The sequence below is a fragment of the Bacteroides pyogenes DSM 20611 = JCM 6294 genome, from assembly GCF_000428105.1.
GTDB lineage: Bacteria > Bacteroidota > Bacteroidia > Bacteroidales > Bacteroidaceae > Bacteroides > Bacteroides pyogenes.
In genome coordinates, this window is the sequence record NZ_ATZH01000023.1 from 50,212 (window position 1) to 72,332 (window position 22,121).

Here is a 22,121-nt window from a genome sequence, read left to right on the forward strand (position 1 = left end):
AAAAGCCTTCTTCCCTTTTTTAGTTCGGAAGGTGGAACTGTATCTTTGCATCGCTGAGGTAGATGGTTTTTATGCGCCTGATTGCAACCGGGCGCAATGGGAAAGGAGTTGCATTGCAATTTAGCTGTTATTACGATTACAAATTATCCGGCGCTATACACTCCCCCAATATGACATTGCGGATGTTTTGGTTAAAATATTGGTGAATATAAAAAGAATGTAAATTATGAAACGAATCAGAAACTTTGTACTGTTTTTTGTTGCTTTCACGCTGTTATACGCTTGCAGAAGGGAGGGGCATTCTGACATTACGATAGTCAATCATTCCGATCGAAGTATATCTGTTCAGGAACAGTATCCCGGCAATGCGGAATTTGCTGTGCTGTTTCAGTGCGGAAACGGTGCAACTCGTATTTTGCCAGACTCTCAGCTTATTATTTCGAATGAAGATGGCCCTCATGGTTTAGGAGTTTGGGAAGGCTATTTTAAACGTAATAAATACCTTCAGTTTTTGATTATGGATTGTGACACTTATTGGGAATATCATTCCGAACCTTGCGATACCATTCATAAATATGTTCCCATTCTCCATGTGTATCGACTTACTTTGGAAGACTTGGAGCGAATGGATTGGAAGGTCGTTTATCCGCCGGTGGAATAGGAGGCACAGAATATTTACTCAGAGGAAGGAGGTGTAAAAGCCTTCTTCCCTTTTTTAGTTCGGAAGGTGGAACTGTACCTTTGCATCGCTGATGTAGATGGTTGTTATACGCCTGATTGCAACCGGGCGCAATGGGAAAGGAGTTGCATTGCAATTTAGCTATTATTACGATTACAAATTATCCGGGGCTATACACTCCCCTAATATGGCATTGCGGATGTTTGGGTTAAAATATTGATGAATATAAAAAGAATGTGAATTATGAAACGAATCAGAAACTTTGTACTATTTTTTGTTGCTTTCACGCTGTTATACGCTTGCAGAATGGAGGGACATTCTGACATTACGATAGTCAATCATTCCGATCGAAGTATAGCTGTTCAGGAGCAGTATCCCATCAATCCGGAATCGGAATTCATTCCGCTTTTTCGGTGCGGAAACGGTGCAACTCGTATTTTGCCGAATTCTCAGCTTATTATTCCGAATGAAGATGGTCCTCCTGGTTTAGGAGGAGTTTGGGAAAGCTATTTTAAACGTAATAAATACCTTCAGTTTTTGATTATGGATTTTGATATTTATTGGGAATATCATTCCAAACCTTGCGACATCATTCGTAAGTGTGTTCCCATTCTCCATGTGTATCGGCTTACCTTGGAAGACTTGGAGCGAATGGATTGGAAGGTCGTTTATCCGCCGGTGGAATAGGAGGCACAGAATATTTACTCAGAGGAAGGAGGCGTAAAAGCCTTCTTCCCTTTTTTATAAGTCGGAAGGTGGAACTGTATCTTTGCATCGCTGATGTAGATGGTTGTTATGCGCCTGATTGCAACCGGGCGCAATGGGAAAGGAGTTGCATTGCAATTTAGCTGTTATTACGATTACAAATTATCCGGTGCTATACACTCCCCCAATATGACATTGCGGATGTTTTGGCTGAAATATTGATGAATATAAAAAGAATGTAAATTATGAAACGAATCAGAAACTTTGTACTGTTTTTTGTTGCTTTCACGCTGCTATACGCTTGCAGAAGGGAGGGGCATACTGACATTGTGATAGTTAATAAATCCAATCAGGATATTGGTTGTTTTACGGATGTTTGGTAGCGAAACCCCATCATTCCACTCCGCTTTGTTGGTCGTTATGTTTCATGGAGGTATCTCGTTGTATTTTCGCTTTTTTACCACTCCTGAACGTATAGGATAGATTGAACCCTACGTAACGGGCTTTCATGTAATTGATCTTACGGATGGTGTAATCGGGTGTCTGTGTGTTAACTCTCATCGCCACATATTTTTGGAAAGGGGTGGAAACTTCGATATTAGTCGTCAGTCTGCCTTTAAACCAAGTTTTTCCGACTAGAAAAGAATAGCGTGTCATGGCATTGATGGTGCTATTCGGCTCCGGCGTTTGCTTGAAGTGCATTACATTTGCTCCAAAATGCCAGTTATGGGGCAGGTAATAGTCTATCCAGCCAAAGATATTCAGAGTGTAATCGTTTTGCTTCTTATCCTCATATTTTAGTCCGTAATAGCCTCCGTTTACATTGCACTTCAGCACCAGTGCCGTGAGAGGCTGCCAGTTAAAAAACAAGTTGCCTGTCAGAGTGGTGACTTTGCCCATATTATCGTAGGTAGAGACCATTATGTCGTTCTCTTTATCTTTTGTCTGATGATATATAATGGCATTGTCAGAATGCGTATACGCAGCACCTATGGTATAATAAAACCGTTTCTTGAATTTGGATATATTCAGCGACACGCGATTTTGTATTTCTGATTTCAGGTGAGGATTACCCATACTGGCGGCATATCCGTTCTGCATTGAAAAGAACGGGTTAAGCATGACAATTGTAGGGCGCTTCGTGGTACGGGTATAATTTGCACTTATCCGCATCCCTTTGATACTGCGTGACACTTCTAATGAGGGTGTAAAATAAAATTCAGAATTGGTATGCTTTATTTTTTCGGCGTACGGTGTTTTCATTGTCAAATAATCATATTCGCTACTCAAAGACAGGCTGTAATTGACATTATAGACTGTCCCTGAGAGCCTTATGTAGGGATATAACAACTTTTGGCTGTACGATATATCAGCATGGTTTGTAGTTGTGGTATTGCCTAAACGCCAAATTGATTTAGCTCCGACTGAAGCTTTGCACTGTTTCCAAATCATCATCGAATAGGTAATGTTTGCCGTGTGCTCATGTAAGCCACCGTCCGTCTTTACCTGATAGTCTTGAAGCATGGACTCATCACTCGTCCACAATTGGCTGTAGTGGCGACGATCTGGATTGTATGTATAGCGATAACCAAAGGTTATCCGTTCTTGCTGTGGCGAGTGGCGATAATAATTACGGTATATCAGATTGGACTCAATGGTGCCGGAGGTGTTGTTGTTTCTGTTCTCAAACATACTTGTATGGGAGGGTTCGTTGTTTACTCTAACCCTCTGCTCCCATAGCGTTTTAAAATCCGTTTTTAGAATCATGCCATGTATATCGGCGTAAATGACATTCAACGTATCAAGTTGCCACGATGCCATTGACCGGACTATGTGCTTATGCCAATTACCATTGCCTTTTCCGTTAAGATTTACGAAGCTGTTAGGATAAGCATAATCTTGCGTTATGGGCTGTTGGCGTTGTGTGTTCAGGTCATAATTGTACGACAGTGAGAAATCGACATTTCCCTTTTTGGCAAGAGCTGATGCACTTGTCTTTGCTGTGGGCTGGGTTGTTCCATTTACTGAGGTGTTGAGAGAAAAACCATCCAGCATTTTTTTCTCTGTAATGATATTTATAATGGCCGCTCCGTTGCTTTGAAAACGATTGTCTTCAGTAGTGACGACTTCAATCTGCTTAACCAAATGAGCGGGAAGGCTTTGTAGTGTCTGCGTCGTATTTGCTTCAGCTATGTCATACCGCTTACCATTCAGGTAGATCTGATAATTATCATATCCGATTACAGACAGCCTCCCGGCGGGAGTAACATCGAGCATAGGCACAAAGCGCATGGCTTGCAGAAGATTCAACCCTTTCGTATATTTATTATGATTCAACTCATACAAAAGTCCGGTATTTGTTTGTTTTATTAATGAGGCTTTACCCATCACCGTGACCTCCTTCAAAAGCTGATTATCGGTCGGCAAAACAAATTGTGAGGAAAATGGCTGCCGGAAGGTTTTAGCTACATAACCAATTTTGCTGATTCTTATCGAAGATACAGTGGTGTCAAGCTCAATGCCGAAACGTCCTGAGATATCTGTGATACATCCTCCCACGCAAATGGAATCACGGTTTAAACACACGACATTGGCATAGTCGATAGGATTCCTGCTTTCATCCGTCACAACGCCTTTCAGCTTGAATGTCTGCGCCATAAGCCGCAGTGGAAAACACATAAAGCCATATAGCAACAAGAAAAATAAAAACCTGTTTAGGATACTTTTTTGCAATGTTTCCATATTGTGGATATTCCGCTTCATTTATTCCAATATTATTTGATTTATCTCCGAAAATTTTGGGATTGGTTCTTGCGATAAGCAGATGGGATTCTCTTTGTGTTTGGGGCCTCCCTCTGTATTTATTGGAGCAGCGTTGCATCCGGGAGCGCACCAATATCGTAAACTACAATTTCGGCATATCGGGATATTTTCCATACAAAAACTTTCTCAGGTATACTGTTCGTTCGTTCAAAATCCAACATGACTTTGCTGTTTTTGTGTTTTCTTACTTTTATCGCCTTTCTGTTCCGCGCCTTTACAGTCTGGTCTGACATTTTTTTACTGCTATGTTCAGTAACGGATTCATCATCAATTCGTTCTTATATTCGCAAACATATAGAAAAAAATCTGAAACTAAAAAGAATTATAGAAGTTTTTTAGGTTTGTTTCTATGTGTTTTCTATGTATTAGTTCACTGTTAATGAATGATATAATTAACTTTGTTGGATTTATTGAAAAAAATAGAACCTTGGTGTATAAATAAACTATTTATCATACGAAGTACAGCACATTGAATCACAAACTAATGTGTGATAAACTGTTTGAGGAAAAATCATGACTCCCCGTTTGGAAGATTACGAAATAGAGATTCTGAAGTAATTGGCGGAAGACAATGGGGAGGTGTATACAGGCATCGACAGCGATACCTTGAATAGCAATACCTTAAATTATTATCTCAAATTTGGCGAAAACTTTAAGAAGATGGTAAATTGCCATGAATATGAATGTTCAAAAAGTAAACAGTTCTGAATATTTTATTTTCGTCTTTATAGACAATTATTCAATAATTGGTATCTATTGCTTTTCCCTGATATAAGTCAGTTAAAATTAATTTATAGCGGGCAAACTTTCTTTAAAGGGAGGAGGTCGGTGAGGCTTCTTATTTTTCAGTATATGCTTCGGGACCTTTGTCTCCCTTCTTCCCTTTTTCTTTTTCAAAAAGCCTCAGGAATAATGTGGGTTCTCGGCTGTAGAAATTTCTTTCTTCTATTAAAAGTACTTAAAGAAACCCCTTTACATCACATTTTATTTGTTTCTTTGCACCAAATTAGGGCATGGAGTGTACTGCCGAAACGGGTTGATGCTTTGCGATTTCTTACCGTTCTTTCGCCGTACGCTCTTCATTTGGTTTTTATAGATGAATAAACTCACGATAAACGCTTGTCCTCTGTGTGGCGGCACACGCTTGAAAGAGGGGATGACTTGTACGGATTTCTATGCTTCGGGCGAACGGTTTCAGCTTTGTTCGTGCGGCGAATGTGGGTTTACATTCACTCAGGGAGTGCCTGTGGAGGCCGAGATAGGACGATATTACGAGACTCCCGATTACATTTCGCACACCGACACCCGAAAGGGGATGATGAATACCGTATACCATTATGTGCGTTCGTATATGCTGGGGCGCAAGGCGCGGCTGGTGATGAAAGAGGCGCACCGCAGGAAAGGGCGTTTGCTCGATGTCGGAACGGGAACGGGGTACTTTGCCGATGCGATGTTGCGTCGCGGTTGGAAAGTGGAAGCGGTGGAGAAGAGTCCGCAGGCGCGGGCGTTCGCGCTCGAGCGTTTCGGCTTGGAGGTAAAGCCGGAAGCTGCGCTGAAAGAGTTCGCTCCCGGCAGTTTCGATGCGATTACCCTTTGGCACGTGATGGAACATCTGGAGCGGCTGAACGAGACGTGGGAACTTCTGCGTGAGCTGCTTGCCGAACGGGGAGTGCTGATCGTGGCAGTGCCGAACGCCTCTTCTTACGATGCGGCGCGTTACGGCGAGTATTGGGCGGCTTACGATGTGCCCCGCCATTTGTGGCACTTCACTCCGGCTACCATTCAGCAGCTGGCTTCCCGCCACGGGTTCATCATGGCAGCGCGCCATCCTATGCCGTTCGACGCGTTTTATGTGTCGATGCTGAGCGAGAAGCACCGCGGAGCCTCATGTAGCTTCCTGAAAGGCTTGTACGCCGGCACGCTTGCATGGTTCAGCGCTTTGGGGCATAAAGACCGGAGCAGTTCGATGATATATGTATTCCGTAAAAAAAGATGATGGATGGGAAAAAAGAATAAATACAAACCGAAGTCGGCGTCGCTTTTCGATATGCAGTTCATCACTTCGAGCATCAGCACCACACTGGTTCTGCTGTTGCTGGGGCTGGTGGTGTTTTTTGTGCTTGCGGCGCACAACCTGTCGGTCTATGTCCGCGAGAACATCAGCTTCTCCGTGCTTATCAGCGATGACATGAAGGAGTCCGACATCCTGAAACTGCAAAAGAAACTGAACAAAGAGGCTTTTGTGAAGCAGTCCGAATATATTTCGAAAAAGCAGGCGTTGAAAGAGCAGAGCGAGGCGATGGGAACCAACCCGGAGGAGTTTCTGGGCTATAATCCTTTCACTGCTTCCATCGAAATCAAGCTGCACTCCGACTATGCCAATTCCGACAGCATCGCGAAGATAGAAAAAATGATCAGGAAAGAGACCAACATACAGGATGTGCTCTACCGGAAGGAGCTGATAGATGCCGTGAATGAGAACATCCGCAACATCAGTCTGGTATTGCTGGCGTTGGCCGTAGTGCTCACGTTCATCTCTTTCGCGCTGATCAACAATACGATACGGCTTGCCATTTACTCCAAGCGCTTTCTCATCCACACCATGAAGCTGGTGGGAGCCAGTTGGTCGTTTATCCGGCGTCCTTTCCTGAGGAAGAACGTGTGGAGCGGTGTGGTGGCGGCTTTGCTGGCGGATGCCATATTGATGGGGGCGGCCTATTGGGCAGTGGCTTACGAGCAAGAGCTGGTGCGGGTCATCACGCCCCGGGTGATGCTCGTGGTTTGCGGAAGCGTACTGGTGTTCGGCGTGCTCATCACCTGGTTTTGCGCTTATCTTTCCATGAATAAATATTTGAAGATGAAGGCCAACACGCTGTACTATATTTAGCGGCTTTTCATCGTTTTAAAGAATTGAGAACTAACAATAAGAATCCCAAAATTTGAATAAAGATGTCGTCTGATAAACGGAAATTTGCCTTCGATAAAGTGAACTTTATCTTGCTTGCGGCAGGAATGGCGGTAGTCATCATCGGCTTTCTGCTCATGACGGGCCCTTCATCGTCTGAAACGGCTTTCCAGCCGGATATTTTCAGTGTGCGCAGAGTCAGGGTGGCGCCTGTGGTTTGCCTTGCCGGCTTTTTGTCCATGATTTATGCCGTGCTTCGTAAGCCGCGCGGATGAGAAGAACGCTGCAGGCAGCAAGGATGCGGAGTAGTTATTGAAAAATCGGAAACTAAAAACCTAAGAACTCAAGAATGAATTGGTTAGAAGCTTTAATCCTTGGATTGATTCAGGGATTGACGGAATATTTGCCCGTTAGCAGCAGTGGACACCTCGCTATCGGGTCGGCATTTTTTGGTGTGAATGCCGAAGAAAACCTGTCCTTTACAATCATTGTGCATGTGGCTACGGTATGCAGCACGCTCGTTATTTTATGGAAAGAAATCGACTGGATATTCCGCGGACTGTTCAAGTTTGAAATGAATGAGGAAACCCGCTATGTGGGCAACATTCTGGTCTCGATGATTCCGGTCGCTATCGTGGGCTTGTTTTTCAAGGATTATGTAGAAGAGATTTTCGGATCGGGATTGTTCATCGTGGGTTGTATGCTGCTGCTCACGGCCGCCCTGCTCACTTTCTCCTATTATTATAAGCCGCGTCAGAAAGAAAAGATTTCGGTGAAAGATGCTTTCGTTATCGGTATCGCTCAGGCTTGCGCGGTGATGCCCGGCTTGTCGCGTTCAGGCTCCACCATTGCCACCGGACTGCTGTTGGGCGACAATAAGGCGAAGCTGGCTCAGTTTTCTTTCCTGATGGTGATTCCCCCCATTCTGGGTGAGGCATTGCTCGATGGGCTGAAGCTGATGAAAGGTCAGTCGCTGGCAGGAGACATTCCCGCATTTTCTCTGTTTGTCGGCTTTATGGCGGCCTTCATCTCCGGATGTCTGGCTTGCAAATGGATGATTAATATCGTGAAAAAGGGCAAGCTGGTCTATTTTGCCATTTACTGTGCAATCGTGGGATTGGCGGTGCTTGCCTTCAGCTTGATGGAGTAAGCGGGCGAGAGGTTGCAATCCGGCGGAAGACAGGCGGTTTGTGAAGCTTTCTCTGTCGGCGGCTTGGTGATGAAAGCATGGGAAACCGCCAAGTGATATTGAGCCTGCGAAGTTTTTTCTATTGGCGGGTTCGTTATGGAAGGACGAAAAGCTGAGAAGCAGTATCGAAGCAGTGAAGCTTTTCTGTCAGTGGCTTAGTGATGAAAGCATGAGAAACCGCCAAGTGATATTGAGCCTGCGAAGTTTTTTCTATTGGCGGGTTCGTTATGGAAGGACGAAAAGCTGAGAAGCAGTATCGAAGCAGTGAAGCTTTTCTATCGGTGGCTTAGTGATGAAAGCATGAGAAGCTGCGAAGGAGTATAGAGGCCCTGAAAGCTTTCTCTATCGGTGTCTGTACCAATTGTTAGAGAAATAGTAGTAAGGCCGTCGATATTGAAGTTGAGATTGAATTTAGGATTAAGATTAAAAGTCTGAAACCAATTGCCGGTCGGATGCGGGATTTATCCGAAATCCTTCTCGCCGAACTTGGGCAATGATTAAAGCCGGTTGAGTGGAACAATTGATTCATTGGAACGAAAACAACAAAAAACGTGGATTTTAAGAAAGGAGAAGTATTGTATTTTAATAAGCCCCTCGGGTGGACTTCGTTTAAGGTGGTGGGGCATGTCCGCTACCATATCTGCCGCCGGATGGGAGTGAAGAAACTGAAGGTGGGACACGCCGGAACGCTCGACCCTCTGGCTACGGGGGTGATGATCGTCTGTACGGGAAAGGCTACCAAGCGCATTGAAGAGTTCCAGTACCACACCAAAGAGTATGTGGCCACGCTCCGGCTGGGGGCGACCACTCCGTCGTACGATCTGGAGCACGAGATAGATGCCGTCTATCCTACCGGACATATCACGAGGGAGCGGGTGGAAGAAGTGTTGGCAAGCTTTGTGGGAACCATCGAACAGGTACCTCCCGCTTTTTCGGCTTGCATGGTCGACGGCAAGCGTGCTTACGAGCTGGCGCGCAAAGGGCGGGAAGTTGAACTAAAGCCGAAGCGGCTTGTTATAGATGAAGTAGAGCTGCTCGAATGCCGGTTGGACGATGCCGAACCGAAGATACGGATACGGGTGGTTTGCAGCAAAGGAACCTACATCCGCGCTTTGGCGCGCGATATCGGCGAAGCGCTCCATAGCGGGGCGCATCTCACCGAACTGGTTCGCACGCGTGTGGGAGATGTCCGGCTGGAGGACTGCCTGAACCCCGAATACTTCAAAGAGTGGATAGACAAACAGGAAATAGAAACAGAGGAAGAATCTAAAAATTAAGACATATTATGAAGTTATCGCAATTCAAATTTAAGTTACCCGAAGAGAAAATCGCTTTGCACCCGGCAAAGTACAGGGATGAATCTCGTCTGATGGTATTGCACCGCCACACAGGCAAGATTGAGCACAAACTGTTTAAAGAGGTTTTGGATTATTTTGATGATAAGGATGTGTTTATCTTCAACGACACGAAAGTGTTTCCCGCCCGCCTGTACGGAAACAAAGAGAAGACCGGCGCGCGCATCGAGGTGTTCCTGCTGCGCGAGCTGAACCAAGACCTCCGGCTGTGGGATGTGCTGGTGGATCCCGCCCGCAAGATACGTATCGGCAATAAGCTCTATTTCGGCGAAGACGACTCGATGGTGGCGGAGGTGATCGACAACACCACTTCGCGCGGACGTACGCTCCGCTTCTTGTACGACGGGTCTCACGAGGAATTCAAGAAGGCACTCTATGCCTTGGGCGAAACTCCCCTGCCGCACACCATCATCAACCGTCCGGTAGAGCCGGAAGACGCCGAACGCTTCCAGTCCATCTTTGCCCGCAACGAAGGGGCGGTGACTGCGCCGACGGCCAATCTGCACTTCAGCCGCGAGCTGATGAAACGGCTGGAGATAAAAGGCATCGACTTCGCTTACATTACGCTGCATGCCGGGCTGGGCAACTTCCGCGACATCGATGTGGAAGACCTGACGAAACACAAAATGGATTCCGAACAGATGTTCGTGAATGCCGAGGCGGTGAAAACCGTGAACCGTGCCAAAGACAACAACAGGAACGTCTGCGCCGTGGGCACTACCGTGATGCGCGCCATCGAGAGCGCCGTGAGCACCGACGGACATCTGAAAGAGTTCGAAGGCTGGACCAACAAGTTCATCTTCCCTCCCTACGAGTTTACGGTGGCCAATTCGATGATCTCCAACTTCCACATGCCGCTTTCCACCCTGCTGATGATTGTGGCTGCTTTCGGCGGCTACGAACAGGTGATGGGGGCCTACGACGTGGCGTTGAAAGAAGGTTACCGTTTCGGCACCTACGGCGACGCGATGCTGATTCTGGATAAATAAGCATTTTCTTGTACAACAAAACCCGATGTGATGAAGATATGTCCCATTTGCCACGAAGAGGTGGAAGACAGCTTTGAAATATGCTGGAACTGCAATTACAGCTTTCCCGAAGGAGCAATCATCGAGCTGCCCGAAGGAGAAGACGGCGGACGGAGCCTGGACTGCCTGCGCTGCCACACGCACATGCTCTACTCCGGTAGCTACAAGTTTCATGAAGGTTTTCAGACGGGTATGCTGGGCAACCTGTTCGAAATCTTTCAGAACAAAGAGGCTTTTGATTTGTATGTGTGTCCGCGATGCGGGAAAGTGGAGTTCTTCTCTCCGCTGAAATAAGAAGAAAGGCGAAAAAGCGTGTCCATGCACAGAGTATACATCAGTCTGGGAACCAATTTAGGCGACAAGGAGCGAAACCTTCGCCTGGCGCTGAAGCATATCGAAGAGCAGATAGGGAAAGTCGTTTCCCTGTCTGCTTTTTATGCTACCGCCCCGTGGGGTTTTACATCGGACAACAGCTTTCTCAATGCGGCGGCATGTGTAGAAACCCGGTTGCTCCCTTTGGATGTGCTGGAACGGACGCAGTCTGTGGAGCGCCGACTGGGGCGTAAACAGAAATCGGTAAATGGAGCCTACAAAGACCGTCTCATCGACATCGATCTCCTTCTATACGACGACTGGGTTGTTTCCGACGTCTCTCCTTCGGGAGCGCGGCTCACTCTTCCCCATCCGTTGATGGCGGAACGCGATTTCGTGCTTCGGCCTTTGGCGGAAATCGCCCCGCAGCTGCTGCATCCCGTTCTGGGAAAAACGGTCGAACAGCTTCATGCCGGGCTGTTGGATAAAGAACGCTGTTAGAAAAAACACCTGCTGCGCGCTGTTCATACATACTCATCGGTGCCGGCTATATATTCTTCATTCGTGCCGGCTATATATACTCACCGCGCTGGCCATATATACTCACCGTGCCGGCTATATATTCTTCATCCGTGCCGCCTATATATATACTCACCGTGCTGACTATATATACTCACCGTGCTGGCCATATATACTCATCTATGCTGACCATATATACTCACCGCGCTATCCATATATACTCACCGCGCTGGCCGTATATACTCACCGTGCTGGCCATATATGCTCATCTATGCTGACCATATATACTCACCGTGCCATCACATGCCCCCATGTATACTTCGCACACATACCCCCCCCACGACGGCAAAAAGTGTATCCGCCTATACCCGACAAACGCCTGCCTGACTGTATAGTTCTCTGCTTCCTACAGCCTTAGCATCTAAAACATCATATATTGCTGTCTGCCTGACTGTATAGCTCTCTGCTTCCTCGTCAGCGACTAAATGATAGAGGCAAAGCCGGCTGTCTGTCTGACTGTATAGCTCTCTGCTTCTTGCATGTTGCAGTCCCGCACGGCATAGCCGGTGTATCATCGAACAAGAATATTCTTCCCAACGGCTACTGCAAAAATATCGGAAATATAGATAAGAAGTGTGTATATTTGGGGCGAATATGTGTGTGTTTTGTGCGATTCTCCTTATCTTTGTCCCCCGAAATGAAAGTGTGGATAGATTTGAGCAGCTTGCAACCACCGAAAAAAATGCTAAAACACGACTATTACTCCCGTTTTCAGCGATTTATTGCAGTATGCTCTTTCCCCTCCCCTTGCATTTCTTGTTATTGATTTTTTTTAACGTGGAGTTTATAAACTAAAAAAAGAAGATATGGGATACTTATTTACATCCGAATCGGTGTCGGAAGGACACCCCGATAAGGTAGCCGATCAGATATCGGATGCCGTGCTTGACAAGCTGTTGGCTTACGACCCCAGCTCGAAAGTAGCTTGCGAAACACTGGTGACGACCGGACAGGTGGTACTGGCGGGTGAAGTGAAAACAAAAGCATACGTCGACCTGCAACTCATCGCGCGTGAGGTGATTAAAAAAATCGGCTACACCAAAGGCGAATATATGTTCGAAAGCAACTCCTGCGGCGTGCTTTCGGCCATCCACGAGCAAAGCCCCGACATCAACCGCGGCGTAGAACGTCAGGACCCGATGGAACAGGGAGCGGGCGATCAGGGGATGATGTTCGGCTATGCGACGAACGAAACCGAAAACTACATGCCGCTTTCGCTCGATCTGGCTCACCGCATCTTGCTGGCTTTGGCCGATATCCGTCGCGAAGGCAGGGAGATGACTTATCTTCGCCCCGACGCAAAGAGTCAGGTGACGATTGAATACGACGACAACGGTACGCCCGTGCGCATCGACACCATTGTGGTGTCTACGCAGCACGACGACTTCATACAGCCTGCCGATGATTCGGAAGCTGCCGCGCTGAAAGCCGACGAAGAGATGCTGGCCGTGATTCGTCGCGACGTGATCGAGGTGCTCATGCCCCGCGTCATCGCTTCCATTCATCACGATAAAGTGCTGGCGCTGTTCAACGACCGCATCACGTACCACGTGAACCCTACCGGTAAGTTCGTTATCGGCGGTCCTCACGGAGATACGGGTTTGACGGGGCGCAAGATCATCGTCGACACGTACGGAGGCAAGGGCGCGCACGGCGGCGGAGCGTTCTCGGGCAAAGACCCCAGCAAGGTAGACCGTTCGGCAGCCTATGCCGCACGCCACATTGCCAAGAACATGGTAGCTGCCGGCGTGGCGGACGAGATGCTGGTTCAGGTGAGCTATGCCATCGGTGTGGCACGCCCCATCAACATATTCGTAGACACTTACGGACGCAGCCACGTGAAAATGACCGACGGCGAGATAGCCCGCAAGATCGACCAGCTGTTCGACCTTCGCCCGAAGGCCATCGAAGAGCGTCTGAAACTCCGCAACCCCATCTATCAGGAGACGGCGGCTTACGGACACATGGGACGCGAGCCTCAGGTGGTGACGAAGAAATTCGCCTCACGCTATGAGGGAGCTAAAACTGTGGAAGTGGAACTCTTCACATGGGAGAAGCTCGATTATGTAGATAAAATCAAAGCCGCTTTCGGCTTATAAATGCATTACGCAATTGATTGTTTTTATAATACAGATGACGAAAATCCGTGACTTTGCTCCTGTGAAGGAGCAGGTTGCGGATTTTTTTAATTAGACGGATTGCAGATAAACACTTTTGTGTTTTTGTTTGTTTTCTGTCACAGAAGTAAAAATTAAGGTAAAAAGAAAAAAGTTTCAAGATGAAAAAAACATTGTTATTAGCATTCGTATGTGCCGCATTAGTGGCTTGTGGAAAAGACGATCCCATTGATTTGCCTCAGCCGGCGCCTAAGCCTGCGCCGGAACAACAGAAAGAATCCGGCAACCCTGAAAATCCCAATTCCGATAATCCCAACCCTACTCCTCCAAACTCCGAACAACCTGACTCCGGACAGCCTGCTCCGGCTCCGATTGTGACGAAAGAAGAGATAACGGTTTATTTTGGTTTTAGCAACGAAGATGTAAACTCAGCTATTGCGCGTACCCGCACAGTAAAGGGAGTTCAGAAAATAGGCGATAAGAACATCGAAGTAACCAAGGCCGAGGTGAACAGCAAAGACGAAACAGCTGGTTCGTTTGTGCTGCATCTGCAAGGTAAGGTGAACGATAAGGCTTTCGAAACGACATTGACGTTCGACGGATTCACCAAGCGTCCGGATAATTACAATATGGGAAAGCGTGTGCAAGGCAAATGGAAAGCCGGGGTAGACAAATATGCCAAATTCGATCTGGACTATCTGCTGCGTGAAAAAAAGACCGATAAGTTTACTGCGGAATACCTTAGCGAGGCGATAGAATTCTATTCCACTGATTTTGACGGGACTCCCTTCTACTACACGGAAGAAGACATCAAGAAGTCTGTGATATCGGATATGAAATACAACTCGAATGGTGGAGGAGAAATCTCTTTCAACCTGACTTACGGCTCCGCAAAAAGCGAAACTCCCATTCGTCTTGCCATAGATAAAAACAGCTACTACGCCGGAAAAGTGACGGTTGATGCTGATTTTGCGAAAGGATTGTATGTGAGAGGAGTAGAGAAAAACTATGCGCTGTTTGGTGGACGAGCTATTAGATATGATGAAAAGTTGTACGCTGTTCAATGTGTAGGGGCAAACAGTACCAGTGAGTCCGAGGGTAAGCTCACCTTGAATTATAACTTGATGATAAACAATGGGAGTGATGAGCCTTTGGCTTCTTTCAGTAAAGAGATTAAAGGATTTAAGTCGCTCAGAGAATTGAAAAACGAGTTGGAGCTTTATACGACTCCTGATTTGATGGATTTTATGAGGAGAAAACTTGAAAAACAACCTCTTGGTGATGTAAAGTCTGTTATAAATCCATCTGTTCAGACTTGGGTGAAGTATATCTCATTCGAAGTCAAAAGAGGTGGACATAACTATTATCTTGACTGGACAGACAACAGCAAGACGTCACTCCGAAGCGGAGAAGGTTCTGCTGCTGATGTATATTTAGACCATCCAAAATTTGAGTTGCTATCTGCCAATTTGGGAAATAATAATGGCAATGGTCCCAAAATGCTGAGTCTCAAATTGAAATTGGTCTATGCTAACGAAAGATCATTGAGCGATGATAATGTTACTTTCGGTATGGCGATACACATTCCTTCAAAGTAAAGCTACGCATTTTTAACTGTAATCATTTAATCAAAATCCCCCGCTCCACACAGACAGAGCGGGGGATTTTCCGTATATCGACGTCGCGGTTCTGAAAAACATTTGTGCCCTTAGCTGCTGATGCCGCCGGGGATTTTTCTGTATGTCGACATTACAACTCTCGTTTTCGCAGGTGAAGAATATCGATGCGCTTGCATGGGGAGTGCCTTCCTCATATGGAAAAGTGCTTCCACAACTGCTCTCTCATAAGAAGCTAAGAGCCGTCCGTAAAGGGGGGGCTTCCTCAATATCCTTAGAGTCTCCTAATGGAAAACATCGGCAAGCAATGGACCTGCGTTAGGTTCTTCCCAAATATCTTTGGCTCTTCTTCTATTGGTGCCGTCATAAGAAGCTAAGAACCGTCCGTAAAGGGGGGCTTCCTCAATATCCTTAGAGTCTCCTAATGGAAAACATCGGCAAGCAATGAACCTGCGTTAGGTTTTTCCCAAATATCTTTAAAGCCTCTTTCATTAGTGCCGGCGTAAGAGTCTAAGAACCATTGGTAAAGGCGATATAAAGCCCTCTGCCTGAAAAGTCGCGTTTGGGTATAACGGTGTTTGACATCATCAGGTTGAGGTTGATGTAAGGGCCCCCTGCACCGATGTGTTCGATGAATTGACGGTCTTTGGTCGTCAGACTAAGATTCATGTAAGGAGGGGAAGAAATTAGTATCCACATCACCTATCCATCAGCTGCCGTTTTGTTCAGGTTCGTGTAAGGGGAGGCAAAGAATGTGTTGCAATCATATTCTTGCACCGAGTGCGGATAATCGCCCGTTTTTTTGTACTTTTGCCTGCGAATAAGAATATTAAACCGTGAGGAAACAATGAATCAGATTAATTCCGTATGCGTATATAGCGCCTCCAGTACTCAGATAGATACCGTATATTTCGAAGCCGCCGAATCTTTGGGCCGCTTGCTTGGCAAACAGCAAATCCGCCTGATAAACGGTGCGGGAGCCATCGGGCTGATGAGGGCAGTGGCGGATGCCGCGCTTGCTGCCGGAGGGGCGGTGACGGGAGTGATCCCTCACTTCATGGTAGAGCAGGGCTGGCATCATACGGGACTTACCGAACTTATCGAGGTGGAGTCGATGCACGAGCGCAAGCAGAAGATGGCGGACCTTAGCAATGGGGTTATCGCTCTGCCGGGAGGATGCGGAACGCTGGAGGAGTTGCTCGAGGTGATTACGTGGAAGCAACTGGGGTTATATCTTTACCCCGTAGTGATACTCAACACGAACGGGTTCTTCGACCCGCTGCTCGAAATGCTCGAACGGGCTATCGACCAAAGTTTCATGCGCCGCCAGCACGGAGATATATGGAAAGTGGCGAAAACGCCCGAAGAGGCTGTGGAACTGCTGTATAATACTTCGCTCTGGGATGTCTCCATCCGTAAATTCGCGGCTATATGAGAGAAGGAATGCCGGACACGTTGCCTCTGTTCTATCGCGACAGGTTTGTTTCGACAGATACGTTGCGGCTGACCGAATATAAGTCGGTGCAGGAACGGAAGCCCGGTTTTGAGGGTGCCCCTCTTCCTTATTCTCCGCGTATGGACGATGCCGTCGCACTGACCTTGCTCGCCTGCTTTTTCCTTACCTCCATCGTTTTGGCACATGGGAAGAAATTTCTTGCCGCACAGGTGAGCACTTTTTTCTTGCATCGTGAGCGGACTACTATTTTTGCCACTTCTACATCAACCGAAGTGCGTTATCTCGTTGCATTGGTGGTGCAGACCGCCGTGCTGGCGGGAGTGGCTGCCTTCGATTATTTCCACATCGTGCGTCCGGTATTGATGGAACGTATTCCTCCACTTTTGCTGTTGGGCGTTTATGCCGGAAGCTGTCTGCTCTATGTCCTGTTGAAATGGGTTGTTTATATGTTTCTGGGGTGGATTTTCTTTGACAAAAACAAAACGGGCATTTGGTTGGAATCTTATTTCGCGCTGGTTTATTACTTTGGATTCGCTCTTTTTCCGTACGTTCTCTTTCTCATTTATTTCGAATTAGACCTCTCTAAATTGGTCGTTTTTGGGGCGATTATATTCTTTTTTACTAAAATATTGATGCTTTATAAGTGGATAAAGCTTTTTTCTCATCAAATCACTGATGTTTTCCTTTTAATTTTGTACTTTTGCGCTCTAGAAATTGTGCCCTGTTTGTTACTCTATCAGAGCATGGTACAGATTAACAATTTATTGCTAATAAAATTTTAGGACGTTGAAAATTAAGAAAGTATTAGTCTCGCAGCCTAAGCCTGCGTCAGAGAAGTCTCCCTATTATGACATTGCGGAGAAGTATGGCGTAAAAATCGATTTCCGGCCGTTTATTAAGGTTGAAAGCCTTTCGGCTAAAGAATTCCGGCAACAGAAGATTTCAATTCTCGATCACACTGCCGTTATTTTCTCATCCCGCCATGCGATCGACCATTTCTTTCATTTGTGCGGGGAGTTGCGGATCACTATTCCGGAAACGATGAAATATTTCTGCGTGACCGAAGCTGTTGCATTGTATATCCAGAAATACGTCCAGTATCGCAAGCGGAAAATCTTCTTCGGAAACACCGGGAAGATTGAGGACTTGGTGCCTTCCATTGTAAAACACAAAACGGAGAAATACCTCGTTCCGATGTCGGATGTACACAACGACGATGTGAAGAATCTGCTGAGCAAGCACCACATCACTCATACCGAAGCGGTGATGTATCGCACGGTGAGCAATGATTTCGCGCCCGATGAGGAGTTCGATTACGACATGCTGGTGTTTTTCAGCCCGTCCGGAGTGACTTCGCTGAAGAAGAACTTCCCCGACTTCGACCAGAAAGATATCAAAATCGGTACGTTCGGGTCCACTACCGCTCAGGCTGTGCGCGACGCCGGACTTCGTCTCGACCTTGAAGCGCCTACCGTGAAGGCTCCTTCGATGACTGCCGCATTGGATATGTTTATCAAGGAAAACAATAAATAAGTTCACTAAAAGCTCAGTGTATACTTTGCGTAAAGCCGAAAGGCTGAATAGTAAGATTTTAATCGGAAAGATGTTCGAAAGCGGTACTTCCAAATCGTTTTCCATCTTTCCGATACGCATTGTATATATGCCGCTCGAAGAAGCGAAGCAACCGGCCTCGATACTGATCAGCGTGTCGAAGCGGAAGTTCAAACGGGCGGTGCGGCGCAACCGTGTGAAGCGGCAGATACGCGAAGCTTACCGGAGGAACAAGCACTTGCTGACGGACGAATTGCTGCGCCGCGGACAGTGTCTCGCCATTGCTTTTATCTATTTGTCGGATGAGTTCGTAACTACTTCCGAGCTGGTGGATAAGATGAAAACGGCGCTTTTGCGCATTTCCGAAACGCTTCCCGAATGAAAGCCTCTTCTTCGATAGGTACTTCTTCCGGAAAGCGTCCGCGACATCCCCGACGGGCAGCCCGCAATCGCTTTTCTTCGGTATATGCTTTTTTCGGAAGTGTTTGGAAATACAGACAAGTAATAGCGCGACTCTTTTCTTCCATATATGCTTCTTTGGGAAAGGGGTTGAAGCGCGTTCTCTCGTTCGTACTCCTACTCCCCATTTACTTTTACCGCCTCTGCATCTCTCCGCTAACGCCTCCCTCGTGCCGCTTTACGCCTACCTGCTCCGCCTATGCGATAGAAGCCATCAAGAAACACGGACCGTTCAAAGGGCTGTATTTGACCGTGAGGCGCATCCTGCGCTGCCATCCTTGGGGCGGTTCGGGTTATGATCCTGTTCCTTAGATATTCATACCGACAATCAATTCCTCACCTCTCAAAAACCAACGATATGGCAGCAGATGTAAATCGCATATTGGATATCCACACCCATCGCACCGACCGTCTCGATGAGTCTGTTTACAACTGTCGTCTGCGGGCAGAAGGGGCAGACCATTACGATAAGCCTTTTTGTTCTGTAGCGGCCCCCCTTTTAGAAAGCCTCTCCGGTTCACAGGTTCGCTACCAAGAATCTTCTCATTCGATAGAACCCGATCTTTCAGAGAACCCCTGCGACTCGCCGTATTCCAGCGATGCGCCTTCTTGCTCCATAGAATCCTCTCTTTCAGAAAGCCCCTGCGACTCACCGTATTCCAGCGATGCGCTTTCCCACTCCATAGAGTCCGGTCTTTCACAAAGCCCCTCCGGCTCGCCGTATTGCTGCGACGCGCCTTTTTGCTCGATAGGTATTCATCCTTGGGATTTGACTGCGGAAAATTCGGAGCGGTTGTGGGACGTTCTTCAGCGGGAGTTGGAACGACGGAAGTCCGAGAACCGGCCGTGCGTTGCGATAGGCGAAGCAGGGCTTGACAAGCTGGCTGCCGCCCCGATGGAGTTGCAGGTGAAAATCTTCGAGCGTCAAGTAGCCCTGTCGGAAGACTGTCGGTTGCCGCTCATTATTCACTGTGTGAAAGCGGTCGATGAACTGTTGGCAGTGAAAAAGCGTCTGGCGGCCCTTCAACCTTGGATATGGCACGGATTTAGGGGGAAGTCGGAGCAGGCCTCGCAGCTTCTTCGCCACGGGTTTTACCTCTCTTTGGGTGAGCATTATTCGCAGGAGGCGATGCGGGCGATACCCGCTTCGCGGCTGTTTCTCGAAACGGATGAAAGCGTGCTGGATATCAGCGACATCATTCGGAGAGCCGCCGAAGTCCGCGGGGTGGATGCGGAGTGTCTGCAAGAGACGTTGAGGGAGAATGTGCAAAAAGTCTTTTTTAAACGCTAAAGAGTTGTGTATTCAGATAAAGAGTCGTAATTTTGCCTTTTCGGATAGATCGCCTGCTGAATCCGGAGTCACGTTGCGCGGCTTTGCCGTCGGGAAGGCTTCGCTTATTGCAGGATTATGGATTGAATAATAACCAAATAATATAAAATAACGATGAATTTTGTAGAAGAATTGAGATGGCGCGGCATGTTGCAAGATATCATGCCGGGAACGGAAGAGTTGTTGGGCAAAGAGCAAGTTACAGCCTATCTGGGAATCGACCCTACGGCAGATTCGTTGCACATCGGTCACCTTTGCGGGGTGATGATGCTTCGCCATTTTCAACGTTGCGGCCATAAGCCGTTGGCGCTTATCGGAGGCGCTACCGGTATGATCGGCGACCCTTCGGGAAAGTCGGCGGAGCGCAATCTGCTCGACGAAGAGACGCTGGCTCACAATCAGGCATGCATCAAGAAGCAGTTGGCGAAGTTTCTCGATTTTGAATCGGACCAACCCAACCGTGCGGAACTGGTGAACAACTACGACTGGATGAAGAACTTCTCTTTCCTCGACTTCGCCCGCGAGGTGGGTAAACATATCACGGTGAACTATATGATGGCGAAAGACTCGGTGAAGCGCCGTCTGAGCGGTGAGGCCCGCGACGGACTGTCGTTCACGGAGTTCACGTATCAGCTGTTGCAGGGATACGACTTCCTGCATCTGTACGAAACCAAAGGATGCAAGCTTCAGATGGGCGGTTCGGACCAATGGGGAAACATCACCACAGGAACGGAGTTGATTCGCCGTACCAACGGGGGAGAGGTGTTCGCGCTGACTTGCCCGTTGATTACGAAAGCCGACGGCGGTAAGTTCGGCAAAACGGAGTCGGGCAACATCTGGCTCGATCCGCGCTATACCTCTCCGTATAAGTTCTACCAGTTCTGGCTGAATGTGAGCGATGCCGACGCCGAACGCTACATCAAGATATTTACCTCCATCGGCCGGGAAGAAATCGATGCGTTGGTTGCCGAACATCAGGCTGCTCCGCACCTGCGTGTGTTGCAGAAACGCTTGGCGAAGGAGGTGACCGTGATGGTTCATTCCGAAGAAGAGTACAACGCGGCTGTAGAGGCTTCGAACATCCTCTTCGGCAACGCCACTTCCGAGGCTTTGCGCAAACTGGACGAAGATACGTTGCTGGCTGTATTCGAGGGAGTTCCCCAGTTCGAGGTGTCGCGCAGCGCATTGGCCGAAGGTGTGAAAGCTGTCGACCTGTTTGCAGACCATGCCGCAGTGTTCGCCTCTAAGGGAGAGATGCGCAAACTCGTGCAAGGCGGTGGCGTGTCGCTCAACAAGGAGAAGCTGGAAGCGTTCGACCGTGAAGTGACCGTATCCGATTTGTTGAACGACAAGTATTTGCTGGTTCAGCGCGGTAAGAAGAACTACTACCTGCTGATTGCAAAATAAGATTATACTTGAGGGGATGTCACAGCTGACATAAGAGTCGCCCCTGCTGTTATTCGTAAAGTAAAACCGTTATCAAGGAACGTTCTTCATCCTTTGATAGCGGTTTTTCGTGTTTCAAGCCAGAGCGATCTTTATTTGATTAGTCAAACTTCCTCGCTAAGCGTTTTAATATACTTTTAATTTAGGTTCTTCGAACCTTGAGTGCAGCTTAATTATTAAAATATTCATAGGTTTCCTTTGGCTGTATTTTTTTTATTTTAGTATCTGAACCATTATGGTTGTAGTGGGATATGCATTGATATATCGCGTCTTTCTTTCCGTTCGTAAGCCTCCGGTAAACCACGTATTTTCTGCAATCTCTTCGACCAGTATCTTTGTGCCCAAAAATAAAACTTATGATGACACGAGAAGAAGTTGCAGAAATTATTATGTACTGCAAGGAACACAAAGTAACTTATAAATCAAGGCTGGCGGAACTCAATATCCCTGTCTGGAGATTTTATGACAGCAAGTCCCGTTATGCAGAAGAACAGTCCTGCGTCAATACTTCCAAAGGCGATTTTATAGAACTGGGACAAAGCGGCACATTTATTCCTGTCCCGTCATTTAC

23 protein-coding genes are annotated in these 22,121 nt (G+C 47.2%); 20 read left to right on the forward strand and 3 right to left on the reverse strand.

Annotated features, from left to right (window positions below):
* Positions 1-226: 226 nt before the first annotated feature.
* Positions 227-661, forward strand: coding sequence for a hypothetical protein (locus C234_RS16055; RefSeq protein WP_034537214.1), 435 nt, complete (start codon positions 227-229; stop codon positions 659-661).
* 261 nt (positions 662-922) lie between these two features.
* Entirely contained in the window at positions 923-1,366 is a 444-nt protein-coding gene (locus C234_RS16060) for a hypothetical protein (protein ID WP_034541011.1), read from the forward strand.
* Between the two features lie 411 nt (positions 1,367-1,777).
* On the opposite strand, the gene C234_RS0106605 is transcribed toward C234_RS16060, so the two are convergent.
* On the reverse strand, positions 1,778-4,042 hold the full coding sequence (locus C234_RS0106605) for an outer membrane beta-barrel family protein (RefSeq protein ID WP_027325106.1): 2,265 nt from the start codon (positions 4,040-4,042) through the stop codon (positions 1,778-1,780).
* 1,261 nt (positions 4,043-5,303) lie between these two features.
* On the opposite strand from C234_RS0106605, the gene C234_RS0106620 reads away from it, so the two are divergent.
* The 8 genes from C234_RS0106620 to folK all read left to right on the forward strand — a co-directional run bounded on the left by C234_RS0106620 (position 5,304) and on the right by folK (position 11,497).
* Entirely contained in the window at positions 5,304-6,203 is a 900-nt protein-coding gene (locus C234_RS0106620) for a class I SAM-dependent methyltransferase (RefSeq protein ID WP_027325109.1), read from the forward strand.
* Between the two features lie 3 nt (positions 6,204-6,206).
* On the forward strand, positions 6,207-7,094 hold the full coding sequence (locus C234_RS0106625) for a cell division protein FtsX (protein WP_027325110.1): 888 nt from the start codon (positions 6,207-6,209) through the stop codon (positions 7,092-7,094).
* 62 nt (positions 7,095-7,156) lie between these two features.
* Entirely contained in the window at positions 7,157-7,387 is a 231-nt protein-coding gene (locus C234_RS0106630) for a DUF3098 domain-containing protein (RefSeq protein ID WP_021644654.1), read from the forward strand.
* A 74-nt stretch (positions 7,388-7,461) separates the two neighbouring features.
* On the forward strand, positions 7,462-8,262 hold the full coding sequence (locus C234_RS0106635; protein ID WP_027325112.1) for an undecaprenyl-diphosphate phosphatase: 801 nt from the start codon (positions 7,462-7,464) through the stop codon (positions 8,260-8,262).
* A 590-nt stretch (positions 8,263-8,852) separates the two neighbouring features.
* Entirely contained in the window at positions 8,853-9,578 is a 726-nt protein-coding gene (gene truB, locus C234_RS0106640; RefSeq protein ID WP_027325113.1) for a tRNA pseudouridine(55) synthase TruB, read from the forward strand.
* A gap of 8 nt (positions 9,579-9,586) precedes the next feature.
* Positions 9,587-10,645, forward strand: coding sequence for a tRNA preQ1(34) S-adenosylmethionine ribosyltransferase-isomerase QueA (gene queA, locus C234_RS0106645; protein WP_021644651.1), 1,059 nt, complete (start codon positions 9,587-9,589; stop codon positions 10,643-10,645).
* A 30-nt stretch (positions 10,646-10,675) separates the two neighbouring features.
* Complete coding sequence (locus C234_RS0106650) at positions 10,676-10,978, forward strand: hypothetical protein (RefSeq protein ID WP_021644650.1); 303 nt, start codon at positions 10,676-10,678, stop codon at positions 10,976-10,978.
* A gap of 24 nt (positions 10,979-11,002) precedes the next feature.
* Positions 11,003-11,497, forward strand: coding sequence for a 2-amino-4-hydroxy-6-hydroxymethyldihydropteridine diphosphokinase (folK, locus tag C234_RS0106655; protein WP_027325114.1), 495 nt, complete (start codon positions 11,003-11,005; stop codon positions 11,495-11,497).
* 380 nt (positions 11,498-11,877) lie between these two features.
* On the opposite strand, the gene C234_RS17390 is transcribed toward folK, so the two are convergent.
* Positions 11,878-12,090: a hypothetical protein gene (locus C234_RS17390; protein ID WP_148295222.1), complete on the reverse strand. Its 213-nt coding sequence runs from the start codon at positions 12,088-12,090 to the stop codon at positions 11,878-11,880.
* A 291-nt stretch (positions 12,091-12,381) separates the two neighbouring features.
* On the opposite strand from C234_RS17390, the gene metK reads away from it, so the two are divergent.
* On the forward strand, positions 12,382-13,674 hold the full coding sequence (gene metK, locus C234_RS0106660) for a methionine adenosyltransferase (protein WP_027325115.1): 1,293 nt from the start codon (positions 12,382-12,384) through the stop codon (positions 13,672-13,674).
* Between the two features lie 179 nt (positions 13,675-13,853).
* Positions 13,854-15,290, forward strand: a complete 1,437-nt coding sequence (locus tag C234_RS0106665) for a hypothetical protein (RefSeq protein WP_034541013.1) — start codon at positions 13,854-13,856, stop codon at positions 15,288-15,290.
* Positions 15,291-15,818: 528 nt separating this feature from the next.
* On the opposite strand, the gene C234_RS17395 is transcribed toward C234_RS0106665, so the two are convergent.
* A complete protein-coding gene (locus C234_RS17395) occupies positions 15,819-16,007 on the reverse strand; it encodes a hypothetical protein (RefSeq protein ID WP_034541014.1) in 189 nt (62 codons plus the stop codon).
* A 148-nt stretch (positions 16,008-16,155) separates the two neighbouring features.
* On the opposite strand from C234_RS17395, the gene C234_RS0106670 reads away from it, so the two are divergent.
* The 8 genes from C234_RS0106670 to C234_RS17750 form a co-directional block, all read left to right on the forward strand.
* The gene (locus C234_RS0106670) at positions 16,156-16,743 is read left to right on the forward strand and encodes an LOG family protein (RefSeq protein WP_027325117.1); all 588 of its coding nucleotides are present in this window, start codon (positions 16,156-16,158) and stop codon (positions 16,741-16,743) included.
* Positions 16,740-17,546 (forward strand): DUF4271 domain-containing protein, encoded by an 807-nt coding sequence (locus C234_RS0106675; RefSeq protein WP_081688131.1) that lies wholly within the window; start codon positions 16,740-16,742, stop codon positions 17,544-17,546. Before C234_RS0106670 ends, C234_RS0106675 begins: the two co-directional genes overlap by 4 nt.
* 4 nt (positions 17,547-17,550) lie before the next feature.
* Entirely contained in the window at positions 17,551-18,297 is a 747-nt protein-coding gene (locus tag C234_RS0106680; RefSeq protein WP_021644634.1) for a uroporphyrinogen-III synthase, read from the forward strand.
* Positions 18,298-18,313: 16 nt separating this feature from the next.
* Positions 18,314-18,697 (forward strand): ribonuclease P protein component, encoded by a 384-nt coding sequence (gene rnpA, locus C234_RS0106685; protein ID WP_034537751.1) that lies wholly within the window; start codon positions 18,314-18,316, stop codon positions 18,695-18,697.
* Positions 18,698-18,864: 167 nt separating this feature from the next.
* Positions 18,865-19,086 (forward strand): membrane protein insertion efficiency factor YidD, encoded by a 222-nt coding sequence (gene yidD, locus C234_RS0106690; protein ID WP_027325120.1) that lies wholly within the window; start codon positions 18,865-18,867, stop codon positions 19,084-19,086.
* Between the two features lie 304 nt (positions 19,087-19,390).
* Entirely contained in the window at positions 19,391-20,065 is a 675-nt protein-coding gene (locus tag C234_RS16065; RefSeq protein ID WP_051290190.1) for a TatD family hydrolase, read from the forward strand.
* A gap of 153 nt (positions 20,066-20,218) precedes the next feature.
* Entirely contained in the window at positions 20,219-21,511 is a 1,293-nt protein-coding gene (gene tyrS, locus C234_RS0106700) for a tyrosine--tRNA ligase (protein WP_027325121.1), read from the forward strand.
* 395 nt (positions 21,512-21,906) lie between these two features.
* The coding region (locus C234_RS17750; protein WP_034538222.1) for a hypothetical protein at positions 21,907-22,121 on the forward strand (215 nt) is incomplete at its 3' end.